The sequence below is a fragment of the Streptomyces sp. NPDC030143 genome, assembly GCF_055573695.1.
Genome location: NZ_JBVIAY010000004.1, coordinates 54,032 through 77,950 on the forward strand (window position 1 = coordinate 54,032; position 23,919 = coordinate 77,950).

The 23,919-nt window shown below is 75.0% G+C and carries 23 protein-coding genes and 1 tRNA gene; 14 read left to right on the plus strand and 10 right to left on the minus strand.

Going from position 1 to position 23,919, the window contains the following annotated elements:
- Positions 1-54: 54 nt before the first annotated feature.
- Genes ACZ4YY_RS08635 through ACZ4YY_RS08650 form a run of 4 tightly spaced genes read right to left on the minus strand, consistent with a single transcriptional unit; the run spans position 55 to position 4,442 of the window.
- Positions 55-825 carry an SDR family NAD(P)-dependent oxidoreductase gene (locus ACZ4YY_RS08635; protein WP_468285437.1) on the minus strand — a complete coding sequence of 257 codons (771 nt, stop codon included), beginning with the start codon at positions 823-825 and terminating at the stop codon, positions 55-57.
- Complete coding sequence (locus ACZ4YY_RS08640; RefSeq protein ID WP_468285440.1) at positions 822-1,313, minus strand: cupin domain-containing protein; 492 nt, start codon at positions 1,311-1,313, stop codon at positions 822-824. The genes ACZ4YY_RS08635 and ACZ4YY_RS08640 overlap by 4 nt, the downstream gene beginning before the upstream one ends.
- Positions 1,310-1,903, minus strand: a complete 594-nt coding sequence (locus tag ACZ4YY_RS08645; RefSeq protein WP_468285442.1) for a GNAT family N-acetyltransferase — start codon at positions 1,901-1,903, stop codon at positions 1,310-1,312. The genes ACZ4YY_RS08640 and ACZ4YY_RS08645 overlap by 4 nt, the downstream gene beginning before the upstream one ends.
- Complete coding sequence (locus tag ACZ4YY_RS08650) at positions 1,896-4,442, minus strand: penicillin acylase family protein (protein ID WP_468285445.1); 2,547 nt, start codon at positions 4,440-4,442, stop codon at positions 1,896-1,898. The genes ACZ4YY_RS08645 and ACZ4YY_RS08650 overlap by 8 nt, the downstream gene beginning before the upstream one ends.
- A gap of 88 nt (positions 4,443-4,530) precedes the next feature.
- Here ACZ4YY_RS08650 and ACZ4YY_RS08655 point away from each other — a divergent pair, with 88 nt between their 5' ends.
- The 6 genes from ACZ4YY_RS08655 (at position 4,531) to ACZ4YY_RS08680 (ending at position 7,898) form a co-directional block, all read left to right on the plus strand.
- Positions 4,531-5,253, plus strand: coding sequence for a siderophore-interacting protein (locus ACZ4YY_RS08655; RefSeq protein ID WP_468285448.1), 723 nt, complete (start codon positions 4,531-4,533; stop codon positions 5,251-5,253).
- A gap of 24 nt (positions 5,254-5,277) precedes the next feature.
- Entirely contained in the window at positions 5,278-5,907 is a 630-nt protein-coding gene (locus ACZ4YY_RS08660; RefSeq protein ID WP_468285450.1) for an HhH-GPD-type base excision DNA repair protein, read from the plus strand.
- 72 nt (positions 5,908-5,979) lie between these two features.
- Positions 5,980-6,282, plus strand: coding sequence for a hypothetical protein (locus tag ACZ4YY_RS08665; protein ID WP_468285453.1), 303 nt, complete (start codon positions 5,980-5,982; stop codon positions 6,280-6,282).
- A 50-nt stretch (positions 6,283-6,332) separates the two neighbouring features.
- Entirely contained in the window at positions 6,333-6,473 is a 141-nt protein-coding gene (locus ACZ4YY_RS08670) for a hypothetical protein (protein ID WP_468285455.1), read from the plus strand.
- Positions 6,474-6,826: 353 nt separating this feature from the next.
- On the plus strand, positions 6,827-7,123 hold the full coding sequence (locus ACZ4YY_RS08675) for a type II toxin-antitoxin system VapB family antitoxin (protein ID WP_004943146.1): 297 nt from the start codon (positions 6,827-6,829) through the stop codon (positions 7,121-7,123).
- 139 nt (positions 7,124-7,262) lie between these two features.
- On the plus strand, positions 7,263-7,898 hold the full coding sequence (locus tag ACZ4YY_RS08680; protein WP_468286542.1) for a LytR C-terminal domain-containing protein: 636 nt from the start codon (positions 7,263-7,265) through the stop codon (positions 7,896-7,898).
- A gap of 517 nt (positions 7,899-8,415) precedes the next feature.
- Here ACZ4YY_RS08680 and upp read toward each other — a convergent pair.
- Positions 8,416-9,051, minus strand: a complete 636-nt coding sequence (upp, locus tag ACZ4YY_RS08685; protein ID WP_468285457.1) for a uracil phosphoribosyltransferase — start codon at positions 9,049-9,051, stop codon at positions 8,416-8,418.
- 138 nt (positions 9,052-9,189) lie between these two features.
- Here upp and ACZ4YY_RS08690 point away from each other — a divergent pair, with 138 nt between their 5' ends.
- The 6 genes from ACZ4YY_RS08690 (at position 9,190) to ACZ4YY_RS08715 (ending at position 12,166) form a co-directional block, all read left to right on the plus strand.
- On the plus strand, positions 9,190-9,384 hold the full coding sequence (locus tag ACZ4YY_RS08690; protein ID WP_468285460.1) for a hypothetical protein: 195 nt from the start codon (positions 9,190-9,192) through the stop codon (positions 9,382-9,384).
- Between the two features lie 313 nt (positions 9,385-9,697).
- The gene (locus tag ACZ4YY_RS08695) at positions 9,698-10,231 is read left to right on the plus strand and encodes a tRNA adenosine deaminase-associated protein (protein WP_468286545.1); all 534 of its coding nucleotides are present in this window, start codon (positions 9,698-9,700) and stop codon (positions 10,229-10,231) included.
- Positions 10,232-10,293: 62 nt separating this feature from the next.
- Positions 10,294-10,725 (plus strand): tRNA adenosine(34) deaminase TadA, encoded by a 432-nt coding sequence (gene tadA / locus ACZ4YY_RS08700; protein WP_468285463.1) that lies wholly within the window; start codon positions 10,294-10,296, stop codon positions 10,723-10,725.
- Positions 10,726-10,770: 45 nt separating this feature from the next.
- Positions 10,771-10,855 (plus strand) — tRNA-Ser (locus ACZ4YY_RS08705).
- Positions 10,856-10,994: 139 nt separating this feature from the next.
- Complete coding sequence (locus ACZ4YY_RS08710; RefSeq protein ID WP_468285466.1) at positions 10,995-11,801, plus strand: ATP-grasp domain-containing protein; 807 nt, start codon at positions 10,995-10,997, stop codon at positions 11,799-11,801.
- Positions 11,802-12,016: 215 nt separating this feature from the next.
- A complete protein-coding gene (locus ACZ4YY_RS08715; RefSeq protein WP_468285469.1) occupies positions 12,017-12,166 on the plus strand; it encodes a hypothetical protein in 150 nt (49 codons plus the stop codon).
- A 58-nt stretch (positions 12,167-12,224) separates the two neighbouring features.
- On the opposite strand, the gene ACZ4YY_RS08720 is transcribed toward ACZ4YY_RS08715, so the two are convergent.
- The gene (locus ACZ4YY_RS08720; RefSeq protein WP_468285472.1) at positions 12,225-15,383 is read right to left on the minus strand and encodes an AfsR/SARP family transcriptional regulator; all 3,159 of its coding nucleotides are present in this window, start codon (positions 15,381-15,383) and stop codon (positions 12,225-12,227) included.
- 813 nt (positions 15,384-16,196) lie between these two features.
- Here ACZ4YY_RS08720 and ACZ4YY_RS08725 point away from each other — a divergent pair.
- Positions 16,197-17,630, plus strand: coding sequence for an NB-ARC domain-containing protein (locus tag ACZ4YY_RS08725; RefSeq protein WP_468285475.1), 1,434 nt, complete (start codon positions 16,197-16,199; stop codon positions 17,628-17,630).
- Positions 17,627-19,279: a DUF885 domain-containing protein gene (locus tag ACZ4YY_RS08730; RefSeq protein ID WP_468285478.1), complete on the plus strand. Its 1,653-nt coding sequence runs from the start codon at positions 17,627-17,629 to the stop codon at positions 19,277-19,279. Before ACZ4YY_RS08725 ends, ACZ4YY_RS08730 begins: the two co-directional genes overlap by 4 nt.
- 88 nt (positions 19,280-19,367) lie before the next feature.
- Here ACZ4YY_RS08730 and ACZ4YY_RS08735 read toward each other — a convergent pair whose 3' ends face one another.
- The 4 genes from ACZ4YY_RS08735 to ACZ4YY_RS08750 form a co-directional block, all read right to left on the minus strand.
- Positions 19,368-20,204, minus strand: a complete 837-nt coding sequence (locus ACZ4YY_RS08735; protein ID WP_468285480.1) for an isocitrate lyase/PEP mutase family protein — start codon at positions 20,202-20,204, stop codon at positions 19,368-19,370.
- A gap of 158 nt (positions 20,205-20,362) precedes the next feature.
- On the minus strand, positions 20,363-21,352 hold the full coding sequence (locus ACZ4YY_RS08740; RefSeq protein WP_468285483.1) for an MmcQ/YjbR family DNA-binding protein: 990 nt from the start codon (positions 21,350-21,352) through the stop codon (positions 20,363-20,365).
- A 34-nt stretch (positions 21,353-21,386) separates the two neighbouring features.
- Positions 21,387-22,649: an ATP-grasp domain-containing protein gene (locus ACZ4YY_RS08745; RefSeq protein WP_468285486.1), complete on the minus strand. Its 1,263-nt coding sequence runs from the start codon at positions 22,647-22,649 to the stop codon at positions 21,387-21,389.
- 17 nt (positions 22,650-22,666) lie between these two features.
- Positions 22,667-23,911, minus strand: a complete 1,245-nt coding sequence (locus tag ACZ4YY_RS08750) for an ATP-grasp domain-containing protein (protein WP_468285489.1) — start codon at positions 23,909-23,911, stop codon at positions 22,667-22,669.
- Positions 23,912-23,919: the final 8 nt, after the last annotated feature.

A 23,919-nucleotide genomic window follows, 5' to 3' on the forward strand; every position in this document is an offset into this window, starting at 1 on the left:
GTACTTCGGACTCGTGTGCTCGAAGGACAGATACGGACGGCGGACCCGTCCTGCTCACCACGTCGGCCGTGCCGAGACCCCGCCGTCCACCACCAGGTCGTGGCCGGTGATCCAGGAGGCCAGCGGGGAGGCGAGGAAGACGCAGGCGTCGCCGACGTCCCCGGGGCGGCCCAGCCGGCCGACCGCCACCGCCTCCCGCCACCGCCGCACCCCCTCGGGCCACGCCTCGGCCAGGCCGTCCCGTTCGATCAGGCCGGGGGAGACGGTGTTGACGCGGATGCCGTACGGGCCGTACTCCTGCGCGGCGGCGCGGGCGTGCATCACGACCGCCGCCTTGGAGGCGGAGTAGTGGGCGTGGCCGGGTGCGGGCAGGCGTGCCTCCACCGAGGCGATGTGCGTCACCGTGCCGCCGTCCCGGCTCTCCCGCATGACCTGGGCGGCGGCCTGGGTGCAGGCGAAGACGCTGGTCAGGTTGGTGTCGACGACGGTCCGCCAGTCCTGGGCCGTCATCGACTCCAGTGACTGCACGGGCTGGACGCCCGCGTTGTTGACCAGGGCCGTCAGCCGGCCTCCACCCCACTCGGCGGCCTCGCGCACGAGCCGCGCGCACTCCTCGGGGCGCGTCAGGTCGGCCCGCAGGACGACCGCCCGGCCGCCCGCCCCGACCACCCGGCCGGCGACCTCGCGGGCCGCCTCGGCCGCCGTACGGCAGTGCAGGGCCACCGCCGCGCCCTCTTCGGCGAAGCGCAGCGCGATGGCGCGGCCGAGTCCGCCGCTCGCACCCGTGATCAGGGCCACCTGGCCCGCCAACAAACCCGTCGTCATGGACGGCAGAGTTCCCTGATCAGGGCGGCGCGGTCCGGGTGGCGCGCCGTGAGGTCGGCCGCGTCGCCGTGTTCGTAGTCCCCGTAGGTGAAGCCGGGGGCCATGGTGCAGCCGAAGAAGGTCCAGGCGCCGCCCGCGGCCACCCGCGCGCCCATCCAGGTGCGCGCGGGGACGGTGAGCTGCGGCTGCTGTCCGCCGAGCACGTCCGGGCCGAGGACGGCCGTGCGCGAGGTGCCGTCGGGGGCGAGGAGCAGCAGCTCCAGGGGGTCACCGAGGTAGAAGTGCCAGACCTCGTCGGTGGGCAGGCGGTGCAGGGCGGAGAAGTCGTCCGCGGTGAGCAGGGCGACGATCGCGGAGCCGGCGGGGCGGCCGTCGGCCCCCTCCGGCCCGGCCCAGGTGCGGTGGAACAGTCCGCCCTCGCGGGGGATCGGCTCCAGCCCGTAGTGGGCGACGAGGTCTGCGGGGGTGAGCGGGCCGTGGGGGGTCACCCGGGGAAGGCTACCCGCCGACTCAGGAAGGCCAGTTGGGCCCGCTTCTCCGGCAGGTACACGTCGGGCAGGTCGATCTCGGGCAGGGTGACGACCGGGCCCGGCTCGAAGCCCTGGCGCAGGAAACGGGAGACGGCCTTCTCGTTGCGCACGTCGGGGTCGACCACGACCCGGCGCCGGTCCAGGCGGAGCAGCACGTACGTCGCGAGGACGGTCATCAGGGCGGAGGACCAGCCGCTCCGTGCGCCCTGGACGCCGGCCGGGGCGAGGAGCAGGTGGACGCCGATGTCGCCGTCCTCGACCGGGTAGCACTCGCCGACCCGGTCCTCGGCGGGCTCGTACGTCTGGAGCAGGGCCACCGGGGTGCCGTCCAGTTCGGTCAGGTAGGCGTGGTGGGTGTCGAGGCCGGCCATGTGGGCGTAGACCTCGGCGACCTGGTCGCGCGTCAGGCCGGTCATGCCCCAGAACGCGGCCCTCTCCTGGCTCACCCACCCGTGGACGACGTCGGCGTCGCCCTCGGCGTCCAGGGGGCGCAGGGCGACGGTGCCGAACCCCTCGACCTTCTGCTCGTGCACGTACGGGTCAGACATCGCTCTCCTTCGTCAGGTGCGTCCAGTCGGTGACGACCGGGGCCAGCTCGCCCGTGAGCCACAGGGGCAGCTGGTCGTGGTGGTGGGGGCTGTCGGGCAGGCCGGAGGCGCCGTGCGGGACGACCCAGCGGCTGTCCTCGCGGCGGGCCAGGTCCCACACGTAGCGGGCGGCGGGCCCCCGGGCCGCGAGGTCGGTCCAGCCGGGGACGGCCGAGGTGCACAGGACGCAGTCGTGGTCGCCGGAGAGCTCCGGCGCCCGGTACGAGGGGTCGGGCAGGGCCCGCCAGGGGGCCAGCCGGTGGGTGTCGCCCCAGCGGGCGGCCGGTTGCCCGGCGGCCTCCTCGACGGCCTCCCGGACCAGCGCGGGACGGTCGATGCCGTACAACTCCTCGGCCCGCAGGAGGTGTTCGAGGGCGAAGCCGATGCGCGGGACGAGCGCCAGCCAGGGCTGGAGGACCTCGGGGTAGGCGGGCGCGGTGGTGAGGGCGGCGAAGACGGGGTGGGCGGCGAGGCGGCGGACGACGGCACTGCGCAGCGCGGCGAAGACGGCGGCCTCCTGGCTGTCGGCGTCCATGCGGCGGTTCCAGCGCAGCAGGCGTTCGCGCAGGCCGGCCGCCGGGTCGGTGAGGTCGTCGAGGGCCGCCAGGTGGTCCAGCAGGGGGGCGGCGGAGGCGAGATGGGTGTCCGTGTGGACGGCGGGCATGTCGGCGGCGGACCAGTGCCGGCGTCCGTCGAGCAGGGCGCGGATGCGGTCGGCGCGGTGGGGCGGGGCGAACTCGACGCCGAGCGGGGCGGCGGGGCCGCGCTGGTTGGCCATGACGGCGACGCCGTCGGTCAGTCCCGCGCGGGGCGGCTCGTGCCAGCCGGTCCACTCGTGTCCGGGCTCCCAGGCGTCGACCAGACGGACGCGGTTGGCCTCGGAGCGCACCGGCACCCGGCCCGCGACCCGGTGCAGCAGACCGCCCTCGGTGTCGGCGGCCTGGACGACGTTGACCGGCTCGGCCCAGCGGTCGACCGCGCGGTCGACGTCGGCGACCCGGCGGGCGCGCAGGAGCGGGAGCAGGGCGCCGAAGCCCAGGTCGCCGGTGACGCGGGGCGGGTAGCGCAGGGCGAGGGCGAGCGGGGTGCCGTCGTCGAGGCCCTCCGGGCCGCCCGCGATCACCGGGCCGCGCTCGGTCTCCAGGACCTCCACCTCCACGGTCTCCTCCCCCGCCACCCGGACGAGTTCGGTGTGCCGGGCGACCCGCCGCCAGGTGCCGTCCGGACCGAGCGCCTCGACACCGGCGCCGGTGCGGCGCAGCCGTTCGCGGTAGAGGTCCTGGTAGTCGGCCATGGCGTTGGTGATGGCCCAGGCGACGGTGCCGGTGTGGCCGAAGTGGGCGATGCCGGGGATCCCGGGGACGGCGAGGCCGACGACGTCGAACTCGTCGCAAGCGAGGTGGATCTGCTGGTAGACGCCGGGGTCCTCGATGAAGCGGTGGGGGTCGCCGGCGATGACGGCCTGTCCGGTGACGGTCCGTTCGCCGCTCACCAGCCAGCCGTTGCTGCCGGACGTCCCGGGGCCGTCGGTGGCGAACAGGCCGACGGCCTCGGGACCGAGGTGGCGGACGGCCTCCTCGCGCCACAGCTTGGCGGGGAAGCCGGCGAAGAGGATGTGGGTGGCGAGCCATACGGCGAGCGGGGTCCAGGGCTCCCAGCGACCGGGGACGAGACCGACCTGGGCGAACTCGGGGGCGACGGGGGTCGCGGGGGCGACCCGGGACGCGGGGGCCGTGGGGGCGGAGGGGGCCGAGGGAGTGGGGTCGGCGGCGGGGGTCGCGGGCGGGAGGTCGGCGGCGCCGGCCGCCGGGTGGGGGCCGGCGCCGGGGCGGTGGCCGAGGCTGTCGTCGGGGCAGCCAGGGTGGGACCCGGCGTCGGGGCCCGGCTGGGGCCTGCCGTCCAGGCCCGGCTGAGGCCTGCTGTCGGGGCCTTCGTGGTGGCCGTCGGGGCCTTCACGCCTGTCCTCGGGGCCTCCACCGCGGCCGTCGGGGCATTCCTGCCTGCTCTCGGGGCCTTCGTGGACCCCGTCGAGGCCTCCACCGCGGCCCTCGGGGCATTCGTGGTGGCGGCCCTCAGGTCCTTCCTGCCTGCTCTCGAGGCCTCCGTGGCCCCCGTCGAGGCCTCCGCCGCGGCCCTCGAGGGTCGTGCGGAGGGCGTCGAGGCCCTCGTTGACGCCGTCGACGTACGCGCGCACCCAGTCGGCGCTCTCCGGGTCGCGCTCCTCCAGGGTGGCGAAGCAGCGGCGGGCCGTGTCGTCGAGGCGGGCGCGGCGCACGAAGCGGTCCCAGGGGAGGGCGTCGGGGCCGAGGAAGGACGCCGAGGTGCCGCGGGCGCGGTGGCGTTCGACCTCCAGTTGCCAGGCGCGGTCGCGGGCCGTGACCAGCCCCTGGAGCCGGGCGAGTTCGCGGGCGGTGCCGGCCCGCAGGTGCGGAATGCCCCAGGCGTCCCGGTAGACGCCCCGCGTGTCTCTGTCGGTCCCGGTGTCGTTCTGGGTGGTCACCCTGTCGCCCCTCCGCGCCTGCACTGTGCTTTAGGTTAGCCTTACCTAATCATTCGGGGCAGCAGGGTACGCGAGAGGTGAAGAGGCCATGGCGCAGGGGCGGGGCTGGGAGGGCGCGGTCCTCAGGTTGATGCGGGCGAAGGACTTCACGCTCACCGTCACGGGGGCGGAGGACATCACACCGCACTACCGACGGCTGCACCTCTCCGACGGCGGGCTGCTCGCCGCGACGGGGATCCATCCGACGATGTGGGTCCGGCTGTGGTTCACCAACGCCGGCAAGCCGCACCAGCGGGCGTACACGCTGGTCGACCCCGACCGGGCGGCCGGGACGTTCTCCCTGGAGTTCGCCCTGCACGAGGGCGCGGCCAGCGACTGGGCGCGGGCGGCGAAGCCCGGGGACACGATCGAGGCGACCGTCCAGGGCACCGGTTTCGAGGAGCCGGCGCCCGCTCCCTCGCACCTGTTCGTGGTCGGCGACCCCGCCTCGCTGCCCGCGATCAACTCCCTGCTCGACGCGCTGGGCCCGGTCCCCGCCACCGTCTGGTTCGAGGGCGGTGGGGACGGCCTGCCCTTCCGCGCCGACCCGGCCCGCCACGAGATACGGCACGTGCCGCGCGCGGACGGCGGGGCCGCACTGGTCGAGCGGGTGCGGTCCGAGCTGCCGGAGCCGCTGCGGGCCACCCCGGACCCGTACGTCTGGATCGCCTGCGACACCCGCACGACGCGCGCGCTGGCCACGTACGTGCGCAAGGAACTGGGCGCTCCCAAGGAGCGGACGCACGCGCTGGGGTACTGGCGGGCGGACTGACCCCGCAGGCGGGATGATCGGGACATGGACGTCACCCTTCACCTGGCCCAGGACCCCGAGGCGGACGAACTCCTCGGGCGCTCCCCGCTCGCCGCGCTGGTCGGGATGCTGCTCGACCAGCAAGTGCCCATGGAGTGGGCGTTCAAGGGGCCCCGGACGATCGCCGACCGGCTCGGCGCGGAGGATCTGGACGCGCACGAGATCGCCGCGCGGGATCCGGAGGCCTTCGCGGCGCTGCTGTCGGAGAAGCCCGCCGTGCACCGCTACCCGGGCTCCATGGCCAAGCGCATCCAGCAGCTGTGCCAGTACCTGGTCGAGCACTACGACGGCGACGCGAGCACCGTCTGGGCCGGTGTCGGCACCGGCGGGGAGCTGCTGAAGCGCCTGGAGGAGCTGCCCGGCTTCGGCAGGCAGAAGGCCCAGATCTTCCTCGCGCTGCTCGGCAAGCAGCTCGGCGTCACGCCCACGGGGTGGCGCGAGGCGGCCGGTGCGTACGGCGAGGAGAGGTCCTTCCGGTCCGTCGCCGACATCACCGGCCCCGAGTCCTTGGCCAAGGTGCGTGCCCACAAGCAGGAGATGAAGGCGGCGGCCAAGGCGCAGAAGGCCGCGAAGCCCGCCGGGTCCGCGAAGTCCGCGAGGCCCCCGAAGGGGTAGATGTACGCCGAACGGGCGGTTTGTCCGCTCGGTGCGCTGAACGTTCCGCGTGTCGCGGGGAGATCACCTCCCATGAGCACCGCAGGACGTCGACCGCGCAGCCGCACCTGGCTTCGGGTCCTCGTGCTGCTGCTCGCCGTGCTGCTGCCGGGCGCTCCCGCCGAGACGGCCGCGCCCCCGGTCGTCTCCGCCGAGAGCTTCGAGTACGACGCCGTCGACACGGCCCTGCGCGCCCCGGCCGGCGGCGCCCACCGCGTCGTCGCGCCCCCGCGCCCGGCACGCCGGCCGCTACCGGAGGCGGGTGCGGCCCCGGCAGCGCCGCCCCGGCCGGCCCGGCCCCTGAACGCACTGCGCACGGTGGTCCTGCGCTGCTGACGGACGCCTCTCCCCCGTCCCTCAGCACTCACGCAAGGAACCGGACCACCATGACCGCAGATCCTTACGCCGTCCTGCGCGCCCTGCTGCGCGCGGAGGCCGCCCGCAGTGCGCCGAAGCCGCAGGGGAACGCGGCGGAAGCGGAGACAGGGCAGTCGGCCGCCCGCCCGAAGAGCGACCGGCGTCGCTGACGCGACGGCGGGGGAGGCCGGGCCGCCGGCCTCCCCCGCCGTGCGGCGCACGGGTGACGCGGTGCGCCGCGCCCGCCGCACCGCTGTCCACAGCCTGTGCACAACGATGGCGCGTGAGGAACAACACGCCGGGCCGCGGGGCGGACACGCCGACGACGCGCCGCCGCCTTTCGGATCGCGAGCGCATCGGACGTCCGGCGAAGGGCGCGAGCCGGTCGGGGCACCGCCGCCGGGCACGAGCGGGCCGCCGCGGGCCGGTCGTTCCCGTTTGCACCTGTTCATCATGTCTTTTGCAGCGGCACACTCCGCCTCCATGGCTGCGCCCGGAACGTCGGGACCGGTAGGCTTTCCGTGTGATCTTCAAGCGCATCGGAAACGGCCGGCCGTACCCCGACCACGGCCGGGAAAGCACCCGGCAGTGGGCGGACGTCGCGCCGCGCCCGGTCCGCCTCGATCAGCTGGTGACCACCAAGCAGCAGCTCGACCTGGAAACACTGCTCGCCGAGGACTCGACGTTCTACGGCGACCTCTTCGCGCACGTCGTGAAGTGGCAGGGCGACCTCTATCTGGAGGACGGGCTGCACCGCGCGGTGCGGGCGGCGCTGCAACAGCGCCAGGTGCTGCACGCGCGCGTGCTCGAGCTCGACTGAGCCGGGCCGCTCCTCCGACCCCCGGTGGCCCTCCGTTGGCCCTTTCGGGTTCTCCTGTGCGCCGTCGAATGATCATCTAGTAGGCACGGCCGCCCAGGCGCACTACGCTGCGCTCATGAGCATGCTGACTCCCCCCGGCATGGGCGGCAAGTACCGCATCACGGGGGACAAGTACCCCCGTATGCGCCCGCACCGGCGGCGCGGTCGACTGGTCGTCATGGTCGTCGCCTGCGGTGCCGTGCTCGGTGTCGCCGGGTGGGGTGTCCTGCAGCTCATCGACGTCTTCACCGGTGGCGGGGGCACGGCCTCGGCGGCCGGCTCCGGCACCTCCTGCCGGACGAAGGCCGCCCCGGCGGCCAGTGCCTCGCCGGCCGTCGCCGTCCCCCGGCCCGCGCAGATCACCGTCAACGTCTTCAACGCCACGACGCGCGGCGGGCTCGCCAAGACCACGGCGGACGAACTGCGCAGGCGCGGCTTCGCCATCGGACAGGTGGGCAACGCGGGCAAGGAGTACGACAAGAAGGTCGTCGGCGCGGGCGTGCTGCTCGGGCCCACGGCCTCGCTGAACACCTCACTGCCCGTCCTGGCCACCCAGTTGCCCGCCGCGGAACGACGGACGGACGCCGCGCGCAAGGGGCCGGCGATCGATCTGATCCTCGGGAACGGGTTCCGGGCGCTGGCGCCCCAGGCGGCCGCGGCGAAGTCCCTGACGGCGCTGGCGGCTCCGCAGCCGGCGGCCAGCGCGAGCGCCTGCGCGGCGGGCGAGCGCAGGTAACCCCGCTCGCCCGGGGCGGACCCCGGCAGTCCGGCAGTCACCGCGCGCCACCGCGCCCACCTGTGCCGATCCGTGCCGATCCGTGCCGATCCGTGCTGGGTGCGGTGCCCCGTGCCTACGCGTTTCCCGTACCCCTCCTCGGACGGCAGCCCTGCCCGCGGTTCATCGCGGGGACGGAGCTCGCTCGCGGATCGGGGGGAAGCCGGCAACGGCTCGCGGCCGGCGGAGCGGGGACGGCGACTCGGCCACACGGTCCGAGCGGCGGGGGCGACGGCGGGGACCGGGACCGCGCCGCGAGCGCCCGCGGGCTGACGGCACAGCGGCGCGTTCGCAGCTCTTAGGGGCCCTTGCACGATGAGCGCCTGATCAGGCCGCGTGGTCCGGTGCCGTGCATCGCAAGCGCCGGAGAGTCCTTGCAGCGGAGCTACGGAGCTGCGGAGCTACCAGGACTCTCCGGCAACGCGGCGAGGTGCGGTACCGGGCCGCGCGGCCCAGGCGCTCACAGTGCGAGGACCCCTTACTCGGCTGCCCCGTAGAGGCGGTCGCCGGCGTCGCCGAGGCCGGGGACGATGTAACCCTGTTCGTTGAGGTGGTCGTCGACCGCCGCCGTGACCACGGTGACCGGGGTTCCGGCGAGTTCGCGTTCCATGATCTCGACGCCCTCGGGGGCGGCCAGCAGGACCACCGCGGTGACGTCGTCGGCACCGCGGTGGATGAGTTCGCGGATCGCCGCGACCAGGGTGCCGCCGGTGGCCAGCATCGGGTCCAGGACGTACACCTGGCGGCCGGAGAGGTCCTCCGGCATGCGAGTGGCGTACGTGGAGGCCTGGAGCGTCTCCTCGTTGCGGATCATGCCCAGGAAGCCCACCTCGGCGGTCGGCAGCAGACGGACCATGCCGTCCAGCATGCCGAGGCCCGCGCGCAGGATCGGCACGACCAGGGGGCGCGGGTGGGACAGCTTGACGCCCGTCGTCGAGGCGACCGGGGTGTGGATGTCCACCGTTTCGGTGCGCACGTCACGCGTGGCCTCGTAGGCGAGCAGGGTGACGAGCTCGTCGGCGAGCCGGCGGAAGGTCGCTGAGTCGGTGCGGCGGTCGCGCAGCGTGGTGAGCTTGTGGGCGACCAGGGGGTGGTCGACGACGTGGAGACGCATGTCCACAACAGTAACCGGGCCCGACCGGCCCCGGCGTCCGCGCGCACAGGGAGCCCCGCACCCGCGATGGGGCCGTTCGCTGGCATCAAACCCCCGCCGGAGGGAAGGTGGTGGGGACGGACCCGGGGTGGTGGACCTATGCCTGACCTGCCAGACCGCGCGGCATCCGACGCGGACGAGCCGCCGGAGACAGAAGCCGAGCGACGTCGGCGACGCGCCCAGTTCCTGCGCGAACTGGCCGAGGCCCGCGAGCTGCGCGACCGGGTCCAGCCACGCCGCGCCAAGACCGCTCGGCTGCGACACGCGATGCGCATGCGCACCTTCCGCTGGTAGCCGCCCGCCCGTTGCCCGCACGGGAGATCGCCGATCTCGCGGGCGTTGCGGGGGGTGGGCGTGCGTGGGCGCGGCGGAAAGCCGCGTACGATCCGCACGTGGCGGCAACGAGTGCGCTGGTGAAGTTGGTTGCGGGCTTCCGCACGGACCCGCGGTCAAAACCACCGGACACAGGGAGCCGAAGACGTCCCCTGGACGCCTTGTTTCTGCCACGATTCCGAGTGGGTGGGGCTCGGAGCGCAGCTCTCCCCGCCCGTAACCTCCGCCGGGGGGACCCCCAACCGGCACGCCTATGACCAGTGGGAGAGTCACGGTGTACTTCGCCGCACTGCTCGCGCGCACCGAAGACGGGTGGGAAGCGAGCGACACAGAGCTCGACGATGTGGAGACCCTGTCCGATCTGGCCGACCTGGCCCGGGAAGCCTCTCCCGACGAGGACACGGTGCTCGTGCTGATCGAGCAGGAGGACTCGTGGTTCGGCGTGGTCCGCGTCGACGGCGAGGACGACCCTCGTATCTACGTCTCCGATGCCGCCGCCGCCGCCCGCAGTTCCTACGGCGAGATCCTGCTCACCGACGAACTGCTCGGCCGGGACTCCGGGGCCGGTGACGACCTGGACGCCCTCGACCTGGACGGCACCGAGGACGGCGAGGACGACGAGGACGACGCCGACGCCGACGCCGAGGCGGTGACGGCCGACGCCGTGCCGCACGGCCCGGTCGGCGACGCCGCCATCCTCGACGACCTCGGCGTCGGCGAGAAGGAGCTGAAGTCGCTGTCCCAGGACGCGCTCACCGAGATCGCCGAGGCCCTGGGCGCCTCGGAGACCCTGGAGACCGTCCGCTGACCGCACCGCCGACCGAAGAGCACCCTCCCGCCGACCCCGTCCGCGACCCCTGGCGGGCCGCGATGCGGCTCGCCCTGGACGAGGCGGACGCGGCCGCCCGGGGCGGGGACGTCCCCGTCGGCGCCGTCGTGCTGGCCGCCGACGGCACGACCGTGCTCGCGACCGGCCACAACGAACGGGAGGCCGACTCCGATCCGACGGCCCACGCCGAGGTGCTCGCCATCCGCCGGGCCGCCGCCCGGCTGGGCGAGTGGCGGCTGAACGGCTGCACGCTCGTCGTGACGCTGGAGCCCTGCACGATGTGCGCGGGCGCGCTCGTCCAGTCCCGCGTCGACCGGGTCGTCTACGGCGCCCGCGACGACAAGGCGGGCGCGGCAGGCTCCCTCTGGGACGTCGTCCGCGACCGCCGGCTCAACCACCGCCCCGAGGTGATCGAGGGCGTCCTCGCCGAGGACTGCGCCCGGCTGCTCACCGAGTTCTTCCGCTCCCGCTGACAATCGATTTCCGACCACACCGCGGCGTCCTGTAAGGTCTCCCTCGGTAGCGTGTCCGAGCGGCCGAAGGAGCTCGCCTCGAAAGCGAGTGTGGCGCAAGTCACCGAGGGTTCAAATCCCTCCGCTACCGCTGACAACACCCCCCGAACCGTGGTGACACGGCTCGGGGGGTGTTCTGCGTGAGCGGGAGGGGAACGGGGCGGGAGGTGAACGGGAAGGTGCGGGGGGAGCGTGGCGGCGTTCGAGCGGATCGGCGGGAGAGGGAGGCCGTGGCGAGCGTTGCGGAACGGATGCTGTTGGTGATGCCCGGGGGCGGGCTCCTGCGGTCGGCGGTGGCCGCCGGGTTCGACCTGTGGGCGGTGGTGCGGCCCGATGAGCCGCTGCCGGACGCGGTCCGGACGGAGCGGTTGTTCGTGGCGGGAGCGTCCGCGATCGCCGACGGCACCCTGCACGCCCTGGTCGGCGGGCTCGTACGGCGCTACGGGATCGGGCAGCTCCTGTGCGGTCCCGGCGCCGGGGACGACGTCCGGGCCGTCGTCCGGCGGGTGCGGCGGGAGCGGGACGGGGTGCTGTGGCGGGACCCCGCCGCCGAACGGCTGATGGACCCCGTGGCGCTGCGACGGCTGCTGCTCGGCGGGACCCGGGCACCGGTGCGGGCCGAGGAGGCCGCCACCGTGGGCCACGCCCGGGCGGCGGTCGAGCGGCTCGGCATGCCGGTGGTCATCAAGTCCCGCTACGACGGCGTCCGTTGGGGCGGACCCGCGTTCGTGCGGGACGCGGAGTCGCTCGCCCTGTGGGCGAAGGCCGCCACCGTCGGTCCGCATCTGGTCGAGGAACTCCTCGTGGGGCCCCGCTACCGGGTGGAGACGCTGTCGCTGGGCGGGATGCACCACGTGGTGCACGTGGTGCGCGAGGGGTCGGGGACGGGTGTGGCCGACGACGAGGTCTCCCGTATCCGTTCCTGCGTACGGGAGCTGCTCGACCTCGCCGGTTTCGCGGGGGGCGTGCTGCGCACCGACGCCGTCCTCACCCCGGACGGCCCCCGCATCGCGGGCTGCGCGGACGGCGGCCTCTGAGCGTCGGTGCGGCCCGCTCCGGGCCGGATCGCCTCGAGCGGCGGGCCCCGTGGGGGGCGGGGGCGGGGTGGTGGCTGTCGCGAAGGGGGAACGGCGGGTTCCCCGGGAGGGCGGGAACGAGAGGGGACCGGATCGGGAACCGTCGTCGGAAACATCGGCCCCGTCGAGAGCGGGAGGCACTGCCGCCACCGCCAACTACCTCTGGGGACGGGCACATGCGCAGCAAGGCAGCGGGACTGATCGGGATCTTCGCGGCACTCGCCCTGGCGCTCGCACTGGGCTCGGCGGGGGACCTCACGGACGTCCCGGCGGGGGGGCACCAGGTGGTCGCCAGCGACGTCGGCCCGCACACCGTGAAGCCGTGACCGCACCTCGCGGACGCGAACGCCCCGCCCGGGGAACCGGGCGGGGCGTTCGGCGTTCTCAGCGCTGCGCCGGGGACCGGTGCAGGTCGAGCCGGGTCAGGAGCTCCTGCGCCGCGGCGGCGTGGGCGGCGGACGAGGCGTGGTGCAGCTCCCGTTCGGCCGCCGCCAGGCCGGACAGGGCGTGCCACTCCTCCGCGCGCAGGCGGGCCGCCGTCGCGCTGCGGTGGGCCTGCTCGTGCAGGGCGCGGGCGGTCTCGAAGTCGCCCGCGTGGAAGTGGAAGCGGGCGACGACGTTCTGCGTCTTGGCGCGCCGCAGCGGGGCGTCGGTCTCGGCGGCGAGGGTGAGCGCGCGGACGGCGTGGCCGTGGCCGGTCGACGGGTCGCCGAGGAGCTGGGCGACGCGGGCGGACAGCGCGAGCAGCAGGGCCGTGTCACCGGCCGGGACGCGCTCGTCGCACAGGGCGCGGGCCCGCGCGAGCGTCTCGCCGGCCGCGGTGTGCTCCCCGAGGCCGACCTCGGCGAACGCGAGGTCGGTCAGCGACGTCACCTGGTTGTTGAGGTAGCCGAGGCGCAGCGAGATCCCGGCGGCCTCCCGGGCGGCGTCGGCGGCCTCGGCGTGCCGGCCCTGTTCCTCGTAGACCGTGCTGAGGGTGCACAGGACGTCCGCCTGGTTGCGTTCGGCGCCCAGTTCACGGGCGAGGTCCAGGGAACGGCGCAGGTGGAAGAGGGCGGGCTCGTAACCGGCGCGGGTGGCGTGCAGGATGCCCAGGACGCTGTCGGCGTGCGCCTCGGTGTGCCGGTTGCCCGACGTCACCGCCACCTCACGGGCCTCGGTGACGGTCTCGATGCCCTCCTCCAGCTGGCCCAGCTTCCAGCAGGCGACGCCCAGGTTGGACAGGGCGCTGCTGAGCAGCCACAGGTCGCCGGTGCGGCGGGCGGCGGCCGACGCGGTGCGGGCGACCGCCGCGTACTCGGTGAAGTGGCCGCGGGCGTTGAGGTGGAAGACGAGGTTGCGGGCGAGGACGGCGGCGTGTCGGTCCAGGCCCAGGCCGTGGGCCAGGGCGGTGGCCGCGATCAGGCCCTCGTGTTCGTGGGTGAACCAGCGGCGGGCGGCGGCCTCTGTCAGCTGCGGGAGTTCGCCGTCGTAGGGCGGGAGTTCCGTCGGGTGCTGTTTGCGGCCCGGGAACAGGGCCTGGCAGGCGGACTCGGTGGCGGAGACGTAGTAGCCGAGGAGGCGTTCGGTGACGGCCGCGGTCTCCTCCTCGGGGGTGGGCAGTTCACGGGCGAAGCTGCGCACCAGGTCGTGGAAGGTGTACTGGCCTATGTCGGGCTGCTGGAGCAGGTGGACGTCCAGCAGGTGTTCCAGGACGTCCTCCGCGTCGAACAGGTCCAGGCCGAGCAGGGCGGCCGCGGCGTGCGGGTCGATCCGGGCGCCGGGGTGCATCGCCAGCAGCCGGAACGCGGTGCGGTGCGGTTCGGTCATCGCCAGGTAGGACAGGCGCAGGGTGGCGGCGACGCCCCGTTCGCCGGAGGTGAGTTCCACCATCCGGCGGGTCTCGTCGCGCAGCCGGTCGACGAGATAGGCCAGCGTCCAGCGGGGGCGGTTGCGCAGCCGGGCGGTGGCGATGCGCAGGGCGAGCGGCAGGTGGCCGCAGCGCTCGGCGAGTTCCGCGGCGGCCTCCGGCTCGGCGGCGACCCGGTCCGCGCCGAGGGTCTCGGCGACCAGCTCGGCGCTGTCCTGCGGGGGCAGCAGGCCGAGGGAGAGCCAGGCGGCGCCGTCCAGGTCGACCAGGCGGGCCCGGCTGGTGATCAGGACGAGGCAGCCGGGGGCGGGGGTGAGCAGGGGGCGCAGTTGGGCGGCGTCGACGGCGTTGTCCAGCAGGAGCAGCACGCGGCGGCCGACGAGGCACGAGCGCCACAGGGCGGCGCGGCTCTGCAGGTCCTGCGGGATGCGTTCGCCGGGGGTGCCGAGCATGCGCAGCAGTACGTCCAGCGCGCTCTCCGGGCGCATCGGCTCCTCGCCCGGGGTGAAGCCGCGCAGGTCGAGGTGGAGCTGGCCGTCCGGGTAGTCGGCGGCGAGCTGGTGCGCGGCGCGCACGGCGAGCGAGGTCTTGCCGGTGCCGCCCATGCCGTCGATGGCGACGATGCGGGCGCGGTGCTCGCGGGAGACGCCGACGGGGGCGGTGGCGAGCTCGACGATCCGGGTGAGTTCGCTGCGGCGGCCGGTGAAGTCGGAGAGGTCGTAGGGAAGGGTGCAGGGGGCCTCCGGCGGGAGGGAGGCGGAATCGTCCTCGGGGGTGGCGTGCGGGCCGCCGGGAGCGGTTTGCAGTGACGGTTCTGCAGAGTCTCCGGACGGGGCGGTGGGCGCGGGGACCGGGGCCGGGACCGGGTGGAGTTCCGGACTGTCGCGCAGGATGTCCTCGTACAGCCTGGACAGCTGCGGGCCGGGGTCGACGCCGAGTTCCTCGACGAGGAGGGCCCGTACCCGGCCGTACTCCTCCAGTGCCTCCGCCTGCCGGCCCGAGCGGTACAGGGCGTGCATCAGCTGGCCGCGCAGGGTCTCGCGCAGCGGATGCGCGGCGACGAGGTCGCGCAGGTCGGCGACGAGGGCGTTGCCCTCTCCGCGCGTCAACCGCAGTGCGAAGAGCTGTTCGGCGGCGGTGAGACGGCGCTCGTCCAGGACGGCGGCGGCCGCGTCGATCACGGCGCCGCCGGTCCCGGCCAGCACCGGCCCGCGCCACAGGGCGAGCGCGGCGGTCAGCTCTCGGACGGCGTCCGGGAGACGGCCCGCCGCCTCGGCGCCGACGGCGGCGCGCAGGTGGGAGCCGAACTCGAGCAGGTCGAGGCGGGCGCCGGTGAGGGCGGCGCGGTAGCCGGGGCCGTCGGTGACGATGACGCCGCTGCCGCCGGGCAGGCGTCTTCGCAGGTCGGCTACGGCCTTGCGGACCTGGTGCCCAGCGGTGGCCGGGGGGTTGTCCTCCCAGGCGGCCTCGACCAGCCGGGAGACGGGGACGAGACGGCCGGGTTCGAGCAGGAGCATCGCGAGGACGCGTTCCTGGATGGCTCCGCCGAGACGGAGACGGGTGCCGTCCCACCAGCCCTCCAGCGGGCCGAGCAGCAGGAAGCACAGCTGCTGAGCGGGTGCTTCGCGCGCGGCGGGAGTCGGCCCGTTCCGCTCGGCCGTGCTCTCGCTGTTCCCCACGTCCATGACTGCCATCGGCTCCCCCCGCCCCCGGTGACCGGCGCCCCTTACCGGGACGCGGGCCGTCGGGATCATAAACGCTCGGCTAGGGGAACGGTACGGGGAGCGACGAATGTCGCCGGTGAGCGGCTGGTACGCGGGGGGTGGACAGGTCGCCGGCGGCGGCTTGTACGGCGGGGTGGCCGGCACCGGAGTTCGCCCGCGGCGGCGTGTACCTCCGGGTGGCCGGCACCGGAGTTCGCCCGCGGCGGCGTGTACGTCCGGGTGGCCGGCACCGGAGTTCGCCCGCGGCGGCGTGTACGTCCGGGTGGCCGGCACGGGAGTTCGCCTGCGGCGGGGCGGGGCGGGGGCACGTCCGTCGGTCCGAGGGCTGGTGCGCCGTGCGGGGCGCGGCCCGGGCTGACGGGCGCCGCCGGGAGGGTGAACGGGGATGGGGCACGCCATCCGGCGCCGCCGGATCCGTGACCAGGGGTGGGACGCGCCATCCGGCGCCGCCGGATCCGTGACCAGGGGTGGGACGCGCCATCCGGCGCTGACCGGGCGCGCCGCCGGACCGGTGACCAGAGGTGCGACGGCCACCCGGCGCTGAGCGGGCGGGCCCGCGCCCACCGTGCCGTCCCGGGCGGCACGCATGCCCGCGGATCCGACAGCATCCGGAAGGGACCCGGACGGCGGCGTGGGCCTGCGGGGTGACGGCGGTGGGTGCTCGCGGGACTCGTCCGGGAGGGGATCGGGAACGGGCGGGAAGACCGTGGTGGGGCAGGCAGGAGACGGCGGGGGGATCGCGGTGAACCCGTGGTGAGCCCGTCACCGAGCACCCCGAGGAGCATGAGCGTGGGCAGACCGGAGAAACCGCTGGCCCAGGACGCCGGACCGGCCACCGTCTTCGCCCGTGAGCTGCGCCGGCTGAGGGCCGCGGCGGGCTCCCCCAGTTACCGCGAGCTGGCGAAGCGGGCGCTGTTCTCCGCCTCGGTGCTCTCGGACGCGGCGGCCGGGCACCGGCTGCCGACCCTTCAGGTGGCGCTCGCCTTCGCGGAGGCGTGCGGCGGGGAACGCACCGTGTGGGAGCGGTACTGGCGGGAGGCCGCGCGGTCGGCGGGCGAGGAGGAGCGGCCGGCCGGCAAGGCCGTGCACCAGGTGCAGGAGAACCGGTTGCGGGCCGCCGCCGTGCGGGCCGTGCTGCCCACTCCGGCCCAGCTGCCGATGCAGGGGCGGGCGCTCGCGGGGCGGGGACGGCACCTCGGCCTGGCGCGGTTCGCGACGGCCCTCGGCGGCGGGGCCGAGCCGCCGCTGCTGGTCCACGGGCAGGCCGGCGTCGGCAAGTCGGCGTTCGCGCTGCACCTGGCGCGGGAGCTGGCGGCCGATCTGCCGGACGGCCAGCTGTACGTCTGTCTCGATCCGGCCGCCGACGGCCGCAAGGACGCGCCGGGCATCGCGGGCGGTCTGCTGCGGGCGCTCGGGATCGCGCCGGAGCACATACCCGACGACCCGGCGCAGCGCGTCGGCCTGTACCGGTCGGTGCTGCGCGAGCGACGGCTGCTGGTGGTGTTCGACGGCGTGCGGCAGGAACGGCAGGTGCGGGAGCTGCTGCTGGCCACCCCGGAGAGCCGGATCGTGCTCACCTCCCGTTCCCGGCTGCTCGGTCTGGACGGCGTGCGGCGGCTGGCACTGCCGGTGCTGGAGCGCGACGAGTCGATGGAGCTGCTCGGCGGTGTCCTCGGCCGGGACCGGCTCGCCGGCGCCCCCCGGGCCGGTCTGCTGCTCGCGGAGGCCTGCGGCGACCTGCCCCTCGCCCTCACCCTCGCCGCCCGCCGCCTGGCCGCCCGCCCGGAGGCGCTGCTGGCCGAGGGGGTCGCCGAACTCGTCGCGGGTGAGGGCCTGTCCGGGCGGCTGCGGGCCGGTGACGAGAGCCTGACCGACCGCTACGACGACGCCTACCGCCGCCTCGGCCCCTGGGCGCGCCTGGTGCTGCGGCAGTTCGCGGCGGCGGACACGCCACCGTCCGTCGACACGGTCGCCCACGAGTCCGTGACCGCCCTCGCCCGTTCCCTGGAGCGCGCCCGTCAGCCCGTCGAGGACCTCCTCGAAACCCTCGTCGACAGCGGTCTGCTGGAGCGGACCGACGTGGCCGGTCAGTACGGACTCCCGCCCCTGGTGCGGCAGTTCGCCCGGTCGCAGGCCGATCCCACCGTCGACGAACAGCCCCCCGGTACCGCGGCACCCAGCCGTCCCCACGCTCTGACAGGAGACCCGGCAGCATGACCGACCCCGCAACCCCCGTGACCGTCCTCGCCGAGGAGACCGTCGACCTGATCGCCGCCGAGGATCCGCTCGACGACGCGCTCGAAGGGTGCCCGGAGATCGTCGGGCGGCTCGCCGACCCCTCCGAGGAGGCTCAGGCCGCGCTGCGCGAGCGGGCGCTGCGGCTCGCCGCGCGGGCCGAGCGCGCCCCCGTCCGGGACGCCGGGGAGGAGGTGACCCGGGCCGTGGTCGTGCAGCAGGCGCGGGCCGTCGCCGACCGGCTCGGGACCCGGCTCGTCGAGCACACCGTCGCCGACTACCAGAACTCCCCCCTCGGCCGGCTGCTCGGTTCGCTACCCGAGGTGCGCCCGGCGGGAACGGAGCAGGAACGCGGGCATCTGGAGCGGCTGGCGGGTCTGCCCGGCTATCTGGCGGCGGCCGCCGACCGGCACCGCGCGGGTCTGGCCGCCGGGCGGCTGCCCGTCGCCGAGCGGGTCCGCACGGCCGTGGCGCGGCTCGACGCCCACCTCGCCGACCCGGCCGGTGACCCGCTGCGGGCGGTGCCGCTGGACGCGCGGTTCCACGGCGAGCGGGACCGGCTGATCGACGAACGGGTCCGGCCCGCGTTCGCCGCATACCGGGAGGTGCTGCACACCGAGCTGGCCCCGCACGGGCGTCCGCAGGAGCGGCCCGGGCTGTGCCACCTGCCCGACGGCGAGGAGCACTACGCCACGCTCGCCCGCGTCCACACCACCACCGACCGGGCCCCGAAGGAGCTGCACGACGTCGGTGTGGAGCTGCTGGCCCGGCTGGAGGAGGAGTACGTCCGGATCGGGGCGCAGGCTTTCGGCCCGGGGCTGGACGCGGCCGGGGTGCGTGAGCGGCTGCGCTCCGACGCCCGGCTGCGCTGGAGCGGCGACGAGGAGATGCTGTCCGCGGCCCGTACGGCGATCGCGCGGGCCGAGCTGGCCGCGCCCCGCCGGTTCGGACGGCTGCCGGCTGTGCCGTGCGTGCTGGACGGCCGGGAGGTGCCGGGTGCGCCGCAGGCCTGGTACATGCCGGCCGCGCTGGACGGCTCGCGGCCGGGCACGTACCACGCCAACACCGAGCGCGTGACGGAGCGCTCGCGGGTGCTGGCGGAGGCCACCGCCTTCCACGAGGCCGTGCCCGGCCACCATGTGCAGCTGTCCCTCGCGCAGGACCTCACCGGTCTGCCCCGGCTGCGGCGGATCGCCTGGATCAACGCCTACATCGAGGGCTGGGGGCTGTACGCGGAGCGCCTCGCCGACGAGATGGGCCTGTACTCAGGGCCGTTGGCGCGGCTGGGCATGCTCGCGATGGACTCGCTGCGGGCCGCCCGGCTGGTCGTCGACACGGGGCTGCACCAGTTCGGCTGGAGCCGCGAGCAGGCGGTGGGCTTCCTGCGCGAGCACACGGTCCTCGCCGAGGTCGAGATCGGCAACGAGACGGACCGGTACATCGAGTGGCCGGGGCAGGCTCTGTCGTACATGACGGGGCGTCTGGAGATCCAGCGGCTGCGCTCGCGGGCCGCGCGCGATCTGGGGCCGGCCTTCGACGTGCGGGGCTTCCACGACCTGGTGCTCGGGCACGGGTCGCTGCCGCTGGACGTGCTGGACCGGGTGGTCGCCCGCTGGACGGCCGAGCGCTGAACGACCGCGCGGGGTGGGGGCCGGTCACCGGCCCCCACCCGCTCCGCCACCGTCAGCCGTGCCCGGCCGTGCCCGGGCCCGCCGGCCGTCAGTTGCTGAACAGGCCGTTCATCTGGCCGAAGTCCAGGGACGCGTCCAGCGCGCCGTACGTGCCGGTGTCGAGCAGTTCCAGGGTGGCGTCGCGGGCCACCCGGTAGGCGGCCTGGGCCGCGCCCGTGCCGACGCTGACGCGGCGTACGCCCGCCTTGGCCAGCTCGGCCACGCTCGGGCCGCCGGGGCCGGCCATGGCGTTGACCGGCAGCGGGGAGCGGGAGGACAGCTCGCCGAGGACGGCCAGGTCGAGCAGGCCGGGCACGAAGACGCCGTCGGCGCCCGCCTCGGCGTAGGCGGCGGTGCGGGCGAGGACGTCCTCCAGGCGGCCGGACTCCTCGCCGATGCCGAACAGGTACACGTCGGTGCGCGCGTTGATCACCAGCTCGGGCAGTCCCGCCTCGGTCGCGGCGGCGCGGGCGGCGGCGATCCGTTCGGCCTGCTCCTCGGCGGTGAACAGCGGTCCGCCCGGCGCCTTGGAGTCCTCCAGGTTGACGCCGACCGCGCCGGCCGCGACCACCTCGGTGACCGTCCTCGCGACCTCGGCCGGCGCCGCGCCGTAACCGCCCTCGATGTCGACGGTCACCGGGACGTCCACGGCGGCGACGATGCGCGCGGCGGCGGCGAGCATCTCCTCACGGGTGGCCTGCTCGCCGTCCCCCCTGCCCAGGGACCAGGCGACGCCGCCGCTGGTCGTGGCGACGACCGGGGCGCCGGCGGCGGCGATCACGGCGGCGCTGGCCGCGTCCCAGGCGTTCGGCAGCACGAGGACGGTGTCGGAGCCGAGCCGCCGCAGCAGCTGGGCCTTTTCCTTGGTGCTCTGGTCAACTGTCATGGTGTCACGTGCCTTTCACGGTGCGGGAGTGCGGACGATCGTCACACGCGGGGTGCGCGCGGGGGGCGGCATTCGGACGTCACGGGCGGGGGGCTCAGGGGTCCTTGCGCTGTGCCCGCCCGGGCCGCGCGGCCCCGGGGGCAGAGTGCAAGGACCTCTCAGGAGGCCGTGCGCCGGGTGATAGTCACGTACAGGTGTTCGTCGAGGACCTTCGGGAGGGTGACGGCGGGCCGGCCGAGGTCGGCGACCAGCGCGTCGGCGGTCAGACCGCTCTCGGCGAGGACGGCCCGCGCCCAGGCCCGGCCGGTACGCAGGTGGCGGGCGAAGGCGGCGCCGTCGCGGGCGCCGTACAGCTCGCTCGCGATGGCCGCGTCCCAGGGCATGACGGTGTGCGGGCGCAGCGCGTACAGCGCCTTGGCCGCGGCCGTGGGGCCGAGGCTGCGGCGGCGGGGCGGGACCGCGGCCGGGAGCCGGGCCAGGTCGTCGTAGGCCGCCGCGAGGGTCTCGATCTCGGGGTCGGTCAGGTCGGCGAGAGGGGTGTCGGGGAGGGGGTGCTGCTCCGTCCAGGCGGCGAGGCCCTCACCCAGGGCGTACGGCTCGCCCTCGCGGGGGTAGGGCAGCCGGCAGCCCCAGGAGTTGAGCCAGCGGTGCAGGGCCGTGCGGTGGGCGGGGTCGGTGAGGTCGGGGCCGGGCGCGGTCAGCTCGCGCAGTTCCCGCCAGGTGCGGTCCACGCCGGTGTAGCCGGCGAACACCTCGGCGGATGCGCGCAGTTGTCCGAGCTGCGGGGGTTGCGGCACGGGCGCGGGGTCGGTTCCGAGGTGGGCGCGGGCGACCTTCGCGGGGACGCACAGGCGCCACGCCTCGGTGATCAGTTCCGTCAGTTCGGGCAGGTCCAGGGCGCCCAGGGAGGCCTGCGCCCAGTTGAAGCGCAGGTCGGATGCGCGCGGCAGGGAGAACTTCTCCGGTTCCGCCGCGACCAGGGCCTCGCGCTCCTCCTTCGGGAACGCGAAGCCCAGTGTGGTCTCGTCCCGGGACAGCGCCAGGTAGACGATCCGCCCGATGCGGAACTTCACCCGGTCCCGGACCAGGTGCTCCTCGGTGCGCGGCAGCGCGAGCGCCAGGCGTCTCACGTCCTCGACAGTGGCCATGCCTTCCCTCTCCCGTGGGGCCCGGCCGCGCGGGTCAGCCCCGCGCGGGCCGGACCTTGACCTCGATCGTCTCCAATGCCCGGACGGCGGTCGCGTGGGCCTCGGCGCCGGTGGCGGCCTCGGTGACGGCCGAGCCGATCCGGTCCCAGGAGCTGCGCAGTTCACGCACCTCTGCGCCGGGTTCGACGGTCACCGAGCACAGCTCGACGCCGGGCAGCCCGTGGGCCTCCTCGACACCGGAGACGGACTCCACGACACCCGCCTCGCCGGTGTGCAGGAACCGGATCGCGGCGGCGCCCGGGGCCTTCACCGGGAGCGTCTCGGTCAGTTCCTCGCCCTTCATCAGCGTCCAGAAGGAGCGTACGAGGTCGACGCGGTAGGCGCGGTCGATGAGGTCGACGATGCCGTCGCCGGGGAAGCGGCCCGCGCACTCGACGAGGTAGGGGCGGCCGTCCTCGACGATCCACTCGCAGTGCGCGATGCCGGTGCCGAAACCGACCGAGGTCAGCAGGCGTTCGGTCTCGGAGCGCAGCAGGGCGTCCAGCTCGGCCGGGATGTCGGCGGGGACCAGGTGGCCGAGCTCGACCGGGCGGGTGCCGGGGTAGAGGTCCTTGCCGGTGACGTTGGCGAAGAGGGCCCGGCCGCGCTCCACCAGCAGCTCGACGCTGTATTCACGGCCCTGGACGCACCGCTCGACCAGCATGCGCAGTTCGATGCCGCGGTCGGGGACCATCACGCCCTCGTCCATCGCGGTCGTCTCCGCCCAGGCCTCGTCGATCTCGTCGGCGGACGCGAGGATGCGGGTGCCGAGGGCGGCCTGCCGGTTGGCGGGCTTGAGGACGGCGGGGCCGGGGTGGGCGGCCATGAAGGCGCGCACCTCGTCCGGGGAGGTGACCTCCTCCGACTCGGGGTTGAGGATGCCGGCCGAGGCGCTGACCCTGCGCAGCAGGGCCTTGTCGCGCAGGATCCGCAGCGCGCCGTAGCCGCCGGTGGGCAGGCCGTAGCGCTCGGCGAGGCGGGCGGCGAAGGGGGTGGCGTACTCCTGGAGCGGGGCGACCGCGGCGGGGTCCAGGTCGGGGTGGGCGTTGTAGAAGGCGTCGGCGGCGCCTTCGAGCTGGTACTCCCAGGCGATCAGCTCCCGTACGACGGGGGCCTCGTCGGCCTTGGGCCGCAGGTCGCGCTTGCGGATGACGTCGGGTTCGTCGACGACGATCACCGAGCCCTCCGGCTGGAACTGGGCGAGCGAGGTCACCGCGACGGGCACGAAGCCCACCATGATCACGGGGCGTCGGTTCATGTCGGTCACTCCTGGGTTCAGACGAGGTCGGCGCGGACCTGGGCGGCGAGTTCCTCGGCGGTGGACATCGCGTCCTCGAACGAGGTGCCGGTCACGCCGAGGAAGCCGAGGATGTTGTTGCCCTCCGGCGGACGGCGGACCAGGTCGCCGGGCTTGGCGGTGACCTTGAGGAAGAACAGGTCGTCCCGTTCCGCGACCTCGTCGGGGACGTGGACGCCCTCGATCCGGCCGGAGGCGGGCGGCAGCAGGCACATCGCGGCGGTGTGCACACCGGTCGGGGTGTAGGGGCCCGACCGCGGGCGGACGCCGCGCGCCACGTCGGCGACGGCGGCGATCGGGTCGTAGCCGGCGGAGATGCGGGCCATGTGGTCCAGTCCGCCGCCCCCGGGGCGTACGGCGATCTCCACCAGGTGCGGGCGGCCCTCGTGGAAGCGGACCTCGGCGTGCAGCACGCTGCGCCTGAGGCCCTGGGCGCGGGCGCCGGCGGCGACGACCGCGTGGACGGCCTCGATCTGGGCCGGGGTGAGCGCGGTCGGCGCGTGGTGGACGTCGTCGTCGAAGGTGTCGCCCTCGGCGGTGACCCGGTCGACGATCGAGCCGAGGTGCACCTCGTCGTCCCAGGCCAGGGCCTCGATGAGGAACTCGTCGCCGTCGAGGAAGGACTCCACCAGCAGCCCGTGCGGTCCGAGGTCGAGGCCGTCGGCCTCCATGGCGTACCAGGACAGCTCGGTCAGGCCCTGCGCGGCCTGCGCGTAGCGCTCGCGCAGCTCGCTCTCGTCGTCGGCGCGGAAGACGTAGTGGGAGGCGGCGCCCAGGGTCGGTTTCACGATCACCGGGTAGCCGAAGTCGGCGGCGGCGGCCAGCGCCTCGGTCTCGTCGGTGACGAACCGGAAGGACGGGTGGGCGGCGGCGCCGCGCTCGTGGGCCTGGCGCATCAGCAGCTTGTTGCGGCTGGCGCGGGCGGCCTCCACACCGATGCCGGGCAGGCCGAGGGCCTCGGCGACGGCGGCGACGGCGAGGACCCCGGACTCCGAGAAGGTGAGGACGCCCTCGAACCGCTCCTCGGCGTGCCACTCCTTGGCGGCGGCGATCAGGTCCTCGATGTTCCGTGAGCCGGCGATCCGGTAGCGGCCGGCGGGCCAGAAGTCCTCGGTGCCCTCGCCGTTGAGGACGTACAGGTCGGCGCCCAGGCCGACGACCTGCTCGTAGCGGGAGACGTAGTAGGTGGCGTTCTGCCGGGCTTCGATCGCCAGGAGCTTCATGGCGGCGG

Bases quoted from the DNA above. Each gene is read 5' to 3' on its own strand.
- ACZ4YY_RS08635 (WP_468285437.1), bottom strand. From the start codon at position 825: ATGACGACGGGTTTGTTGGCGGGCCAGGTGGCCCTGATCACGGGTGCG.
- ACZ4YY_RS08645 (WP_468285442.1), bottom strand. From the start codon at position 1,903: ATGTCTGACCCGTACGTGCACGAGCAGAAGGTCGAGGGGTTCGGCACC.
- ACZ4YY_RS08655 (WP_468285448.1), top strand. From the start codon at position 4,531: ATGGCGCAGGGGCGGGGCTGGGAGGGCGCGGTCCTCAGGTTGATGCGG.
- ACZ4YY_RS08660 (WP_468285450.1), top strand. From the start codon at position 5,278: ATGGACGTCACCCTTCACCTGGCCCAGGACCCCGAGGCGGACGAACTC.
- ACZ4YY_RS08665 (WP_468285453.1), top strand. From the start codon at position 5,980: ATGAGCACCGCAGGACGTCGACCGCGCAGCCGCACCTGGCTTCGGGTC.
- ACZ4YY_RS08670 (WP_468285455.1), top strand. From the start codon at position 6,333: ATGACCGCAGATCCTTACGCCGTCCTGCGCGCCCTGCTGCGCGCGGAG.
- ACZ4YY_RS08680 (WP_468286542.1), top strand. From the start codon at position 7,263: ATGGGCGGCAAGTACCGCATCACGGGGGACAAGTACCCCCGTATGCGC.
- upp (WP_468285457.1), bottom strand. From the start codon at position 9,051: ATGCGTCTCCACGTCGTCGACCACCCCCTGGTCGCCCACAAGCTCACC.
- ACZ4YY_RS08690 (WP_468285460.1), top strand. From the start codon at position 9,190: ATGCCTGACCTGCCAGACCGCGCGGCATCCGACGCGGACGAGCCGCCG.
- tadA (WP_468285463.1), top strand. From the start codon at position 10,294: ATGCGGCTCGCCCTGGACGAGGCGGACGCGGCCGCCCGGGGCGGGGAC.
- ACZ4YY_RS08715 (WP_468285469.1), top strand. From the start codon at position 12,017: ATGCGCAGCAAGGCAGCGGGACTGATCGGGATCTTCGCGGCACTCGCC.
- ACZ4YY_RS08720 (WP_468285472.1), bottom strand. From the start codon at position 15,383: ATGGCAGTCATGGACGTGGGGAACAGCGAGAGCACGGCCGAGCGGAAC.
- ACZ4YY_RS08725 (WP_468285475.1), top strand. From the start codon at position 16,197: ATGAGCGTGGGCAGACCGGAGAAACCGCTGGCCCAGGACGCCGGACCG.
- ACZ4YY_RS08730 (WP_468285478.1), top strand. From the start codon at position 17,627: ATGACCGACCCCGCAACCCCCGTGACCGTCCTCGCCGAGGAGACCGTC.
- ACZ4YY_RS08735 (WP_468285480.1), bottom strand. From the start codon at position 20,204: ATGACAGTTGACCAGAGCACCAAGGAAAAGGCCCAGCTGCTGCGGCGG.
- ACZ4YY_RS08740 (WP_468285483.1), bottom strand. From the start codon at position 21,352: ATGGCCACTGTCGAGGACGTGAGACGCCTGGCGCTCGCGCTGCCGCGC.
- ACZ4YY_RS08745 (WP_468285486.1), bottom strand. From the start codon at position 22,649: ATGAACCGACGCCCCGTGATCATGGTGGGCTTCGTGCCCGTCGCGGTG.
- ACZ4YY_RS08750 (WP_468285489.1), bottom strand. From the start codon at position 23,911: ATGAAGCTCCTGGCGATCGAAGCCCGGCAGAACGCCACCTACTACGTC.